Here is a 4,821-nt window from a genome sequence, read left to right as displayed (position 1 = left end):
CCACCGATGGAGAAGCGGATCATGACATAGCGAAGCGAAGTCTGGATATCCTCCGCGGGGGGGGGGGCAGCAGCTAGAGACTTTACCGTTACCGGCTGGACATGCGCGCATGCCACCCGGCCCCAGTGAAACTGTGACCGAGCTTGTTAGGTTGGGGTTTCCACGCCCCACTTCCGTTCTTTTCCCGGAAGCGGGCCTAGTTTGCGCGATTAACGCCTTGAAGCAAGCTCGAATTTGTCGGGTGGTGTATTATACACTGTTCTCGCCCGCCGGTCTGCTACGGTGCACCATCCTTGATGGCCATCAACCCGTGCTCATGCCGATCATGCCCTCTGAGCGCGGCTTTCCATCCCTAAGAATGGATTGCTCTTCCATTCACCCACTCGTTCCATTCCAATTTTCTTCTTATTGACTTCCAATTATCATGATCGCTAATTCCAATCATCGAAGATCGGAATGGGCGTGTAAGAGCGCTTTGCAGAAAGCCGGGCAGCAGGAGCCCTGGAAGACGCGCCGGTGGTTCTCATTGTGGGGCCACGGCGGGCAGGCAAGACCAAGCGCATCGCCAAGGCGCCCAAGATGCATTTCCTGTATTCAGGACTGCTTGCTGCCGTGCGAGGCCTCAGCTTCGACCGCGTGAAAACTGACCGTGGACTCTTTGAGGCGCTGCTTGAGAGTTTTGTGTATTCCGAAGTTTTGAAGCTGATGACCGCCAACGATCAGCATTTGACCCCCTATCATTTCCGTGACGCGCAAATGCGCGCAGTGGATATCGTGCTGGAGCGCGATGACGGCATGATCGCGGGCATCGAGATCAAGGCGTCCGCGACGGTGAGATCGAGCGACTTTGGTGGGTTGCGCACCCTGGCGGAGGCTTGCGGTGACCGTTTTGCCTATGGCGTGGTGCTGTATGATAGCGGCGAGATCGTGCCCTTTGGCGATAGGCCGGCGGCAGTTCCCCTGTCGACACTATGGGGGTGAGCGGGGCACGGCGGAGAGGTCGAAGGCTTTGTCCTGTACCCATTGGATTAGTCGATCAGGATGATCGGCTATGGACGGGTCGATGCTTTCAGACTTCCTCGCTTGGATCCTGGATTTCGAGATGGATCCGCCATCCCTCGAACGTCATGAGCATGCGACCAAATTGCTCCCAACTCACCTCCCGCCCATCGATGACCAGCACCGGCATATAATCGGCGGATTCAGGGTCGCAAGTGAGTTGGCCTCGGACGGTCGTTCCCGAAATGGCCAACCCCAGATCGCCTTCGACCAGGTAGGTCTTGGCAAGATCATGCCGCATCCGTTCGAGCAGGCGCGTCATGAGATCAAACGGATCGGCGTCCGCGGCGCCATGCACCTGGAATTCGTAACCTTCCCGTCCTCCGCCTTTGACCTCGATAGCCGCAAGCGACAGCATCGTGCCAAGGAGCCGCAGCACAAAATGGAACCGATGCCCGGCCCCGTTCGCATCGGGCAATTCCATTGGCAGGAAGGCGATATGGGTGAAGGTCAGCCCGCTCCGGCGGGCGACCTCCTCGTTATAGCAGCGGCTGCAAAGATTCCGGTAACCGGCCTCGATGCTCCCGAAATGCGTTATTTCGAAATCTGGAACGCCGCTATGGCATTCGTCGCATGATACGCGCGGCATCATTCTCCTCTCAACTCCTGCCTGTCGCATCTGGATGGGTATCGCGGGTCCAGGTCAAGCCAACATCGTTGCACCATCGGCACATGGCCGCTTCGACCGCGCGTTCTTCATAGGCATACCATCTTTCAAGCACGCCCTTCGCCTCGAGCAGATATTTGAAGCGCCTGTAAGCGCCTTTCCGGCTGAAAATGTCCCGTACGTCCATCTGTGCTTCTGGCAGTTCCTCGGCGACGAATACGAGCGCCAGCTTTTTCCCAAGGTCGAGGTCGCGTCTATGGGGCACCAGGATATAGCCTGCGGCCTCCGGATCGTCAGGCAGGTCCGCAGCATCGTCCATGTCGAGGCTGTCGGCCAGAAAAAGGATGCGGCCCGTTTGCCTACAAATATAGGCCTGATGTTCGTCTAATGGCGAAGTGCTGACAAATTCGAGCGCGTCGATGAGATCGCTCAGCAGAATAGGCACTGTCTGACGATTTTCCGGTGTCATGCGCACGACTCGCCAATCAAAGACCGAGAACATTTTACGTTCGTGAAATGGTGGCACATCGTGGCGAACGAAACGGGCTCAAACAAGCTTGAAGGGTGGGCTCGATGGAACTGCGTCCGGCGCCCATTCCTCCGTTCTTCGACATGCCGTGGACGGCATTCACTCGGGAAACAGTACGCTTCGCAGCCTCTCTACGAGGGCGTTGCGCCGTTCGGGGGAGAGTTTGTCGAGATTGTGCATTTTCCACTTCACTGCGGGCAGAGTCGATGCGTTGGGCACGTCCAATAACGACCAATCCGGTTCCCCCTGTTTGAAGCCGATCAGGAAATGCCGGTGCGCATCTGGCATGGCCGCGATCATCGTGCCGATCATCGCCTCGCGCGCCTCGATGAGGGCGTCGAGCGCTATCGGTTCGCGCGTCATACCATCGAAGCCGCGCGCGAATTCCTCCTCGAGCGGTTTCCGGGTGGGGGCGAGGATCTCCGACAGGGGGCGGTCATGGCTGATGGCGTAGACGATGAATGCGCGGCGTAGCGCATCGTCGACGCCGCCGCCCGCGAGTAGTTCGCGTACATCGAATAGGTCACGGGGGTGTTGGCGATCCAGCGCCGCGACGAGTTTTCCTGCATAGAGATCGGCGAGGGAGACGACTTGCATGCGCGCAAAGCCGAAGGCATCCTCGACGGGAGAGGTGACGGAGGTTTCGGTGGGGTCATAGACCGTACCGCGCAGGACGGGTGTCACCTCGATCTTGATCTGTGCGTTGTCCAGCCGGACGACCAGTTTGGTGATCACATTTTCTGCGCGCAGTCGGCTCGGTGTCACGTGAGCGCCTCGGATGCCCTTTTCGATGCGATCGGCAATGCGTGCCATGGCCGTGTCGATCGCCGCAAGCGAAGTGGTCCGGTCGGCTATCGGCAGATATGCAAGGTCGATATCCACCGATAGGCGAGGCAAGTCTTTTACGAACAGGTTGATCGCCGTGCCGCCCTTGAGCGCAAAATCATTTTCAGTCGCAACGAACGGGATCGCGCGCACGAGCAGGGCGACCTGATCGCGATATTGGTCAAGATAGGCCATCAAGGTCTCCCGGAACGGTGATGAGATAGGTCGGATCAAGCTTGCCGCCCTTGACCAGCAAGCGTTTGCCGGAACCGAAATCGACGGCCTCCTTGTTGAGGCCATTCAGCCACGCATGGCGGTGACGGTCGGCGAAGAAAAAGAACAGGCGCTTTACCTTGACGCTCTGGCAGCTTTCGAGAAGCGGCTGCAGGTGGCGGGGGCTAAGGTTGGTGAGCCCTTCCATCAGCATATCGACCTGATGGAAGCTTTCGTGGGTGGGTAATTCATCGAGCAATTCGAGTATGGCGCGCTCACGCGAAGACAGGCGCAGCGGCCATTGCATGGTGCCAGCGGTCGCCATGAAGCCGCCCGGCAGCAGCGAACCCGTGTTTTCGGCGGGCGCTGAGGCCGGTGCCAGTTCGGGACTATCCGGAAAAAGGCGTCGGCTATTATGCCAGCGAAACGTGATGTCGAGTGGCAATGCCTCAAGCCAGCCCGGAGCCTTGTGCGGACCGTAGAGATGCACTTCGCGCCGTTCACCCAGATAATGGGCGTAGCCCTGCTCTTCGAGCGCGGTGCGACCGCCAACCGTCAATGGGTACTCCATGAACGATTGGAGCGACGTGACCGCCTGCTGCCAACTGAGTTGGCCGGAAGCTCGGCGATACACGCGCGGCGCGGGTTGGTGCAGCCAGCCCCGTTTAACATATTGGCTACGCAGCGAGGACGAATAGCCGTGGCGTTCAAGCCACGCGGCATCGACCAGCACGCTTTCGGGAAGCTGCTGTAGGCGGTTTAGCTTTCTGTCAGAAGGGTAAGCCATGCTTAGCATTTTGGAATATTTTCAAACTGAAGTCCAGTTTGAAAATCATTCATTTTCGGTAGTCAGACTTAGTAAAATAGGGATATATTAAACCGCGGTTACGGGCCTGCTCCACGTGCGCCTGTTATTCCGGGTTTGCCGCGATGAGCGGCCATGATTGCCCGGCCCATGTGACCCACTATGGGGATTGCAGCTCTATCGTCGGCAACCCGGCCGACTATACGGCGAACCCGCGTTCTCGGATCGCAGCTTCCACCATCGCTGCCAAAACCTCCTCGGCTCGCGCGCGCAGACTGCTGTCCTTTGCGCCAAGATCGTGTCGGATCCATTCGGGCGACCGCTGCAACACCGTCAGCACAATTTTCATTAGTTCTTCGTCCATCGCATTCGCTATGCTTCGGGGAGGCTGGAGGGGCAATAGCCGATCCTGAGGTAATTCAGGATTGACCGTCGCGGGCCGTTCGTCCGATTTATCACCTCCTGAGGCTCCCCGGAGACTGGAAGCAACTTGGCGACGAGATTCCGGCTGTGGGCTACGATGCATATCATAAGGGCGAGGCCTGACAGATGCCGATCAGCCGATCGAGCAGGCTATTTACCTTTTCAACGCCGCGTTCCGTCATTTCGACCCCGATGCAGCGGCGATCGCGGTCGGATAACTCCCGCATCAGCAGGCCCTGTTGTTCCATTTCCACAACCCTGCGTTGCGCCGTCGACTGCGCGGCGACTGACAGGATGCGAGCGTAGCGACAATCAAGATGAGAATCGGTTGTTGGGGTGTCGGTGAAGGGCGGAGGGCGT

At 58.5% G+C, this 4,821-nt stretch carries 6 protein-coding genes and 1 pseudogene; 1 reads left to right on the top strand and 6 read right to left on the bottom strand.

What is annotated here, in order from left to right; all coding sequences use genetic code 11:
• Positions 1–516 precede the first annotated feature (516 nt).
• Positions 517–981 (top strand): DUF4143 domain-containing protein, encoded by a 465-nt coding sequence (locus tag K7W03_RS26645; protein ID WP_319024352.1) that lies wholly within the window; start codon positions 517–519, stop codon positions 979–981.
• Between the two features lie 88 nt (positions 982–1,069).
• Here K7W03_RS26645 and K7W03_RS26640 read toward each other — a convergent pair whose 3' ends face one another.
• The 6 genes and pseudogenes from K7W03_RS26640 to K7W03_RS26615 form a co-directional block, all read right to left on the bottom strand.
• Positions 1,070–1,678, bottom strand: a complete 609-nt coding sequence (locus K7W03_RS26640) for a hypothetical protein (protein WP_222887920.1) — start codon at positions 1,676–1,678, stop codon at positions 1,070–1,072.
• Positions 1,659–2,135 carry a UPF0158 family protein gene (locus K7W03_RS26635; RefSeq protein WP_222887919.1) on the bottom strand — a complete coding sequence of 159 codons (477 nt, stop codon included), beginning with the start codon at positions 2,133–2,135 and terminating at the stop codon, positions 1,659–1,661. The genes K7W03_RS26640 and K7W03_RS26635 overlap by 20 nt, the downstream gene beginning before the upstream one ends.
• 159 nt (positions 2,136–2,294) lie before the next feature.
• Positions 2,295–3,215 (bottom strand): nucleotidyl transferase AbiEii/AbiGii toxin family protein, encoded by a 921-nt coding sequence (locus K7W03_RS26630; protein WP_222887917.1) that lies wholly within the window; start codon positions 3,213–3,215, stop codon positions 2,295–2,297.
• Entirely contained in the window at positions 3,202–4,020 is an 819-nt protein-coding gene (locus K7W03_RS26625; RefSeq protein ID WP_226870543.1) for a type IV toxin-antitoxin system AbiEi family antitoxin domain-containing protein, read from the bottom strand. The genes K7W03_RS26630 and K7W03_RS26625 overlap by 14 nt, the downstream gene beginning before the upstream one ends.
• 217 nt (positions 4,021–4,237) lie before the next feature.
• Positions 4,238–4,402: a hypothetical protein gene (locus tag K7W03_RS26620; protein WP_171009938.1), complete on the bottom strand. Its 165-nt coding sequence runs from the start codon at positions 4,400–4,402 to the stop codon at positions 4,238–4,240.
• 163 nt (positions 4,403–4,565) lie between these two features.
• A pseudogene (locus tag K7W03_RS26615) lies at positions 4,566–4,821 on the bottom strand (hypothetical protein); the annotation flags it as partial.

The organism is Sphingobium sp. PNB, assembly GCF_019873065.1.
GTDB lineage: Bacteria > Pseudomonadota > Alphaproteobacteria > Sphingomonadales > Sphingomonadaceae > Sphingobium > Sphingobium fuliginis.
Note: the sequence above shows the minus strand (reverse complement) of the source record. Positions and strands in the feature narration are given on the sequence as shown.

What these genes read in the sequence shown, in the direction of transcription:
- K7W03_RS26635 (WP_222887919.1), bottom strand. Translation starts at nt 2,135, where the DNA reads ATGACACCGGAAAATCGTCAGACAGTGCCTATTCTGCTGAGCGATCTC.
- K7W03_RS26630 (WP_222887917.1), bottom strand. Translation starts at nt 3,215, where the DNA reads ATGGCCTATCTTGACCAATATCGCGATCAGGTCGCCCTGCTCGTGCGC.
- K7W03_RS26640 (WP_222887920.1), bottom strand. Translation starts at nt 1,678, where the DNA reads ATGCGACAGGCAGGAGTTGAGAGGAGAATGATGCCGCGCGTATCATGC.
- K7W03_RS26625 (WP_226870543.1), bottom strand. Translation starts at nt 4,020, where the DNA reads ATGGCTTACCCTTCTGACAGAAAGCTAAACCGCCTACAGCAGCTTCCC.
- K7W03_RS26620 (WP_171009938.1), bottom strand. Translation starts at nt 4,402, where the DNA reads ATGGACGAAGAACTAATGAAAATTGTGCTGACGGTGTTGCAGCGGTCG.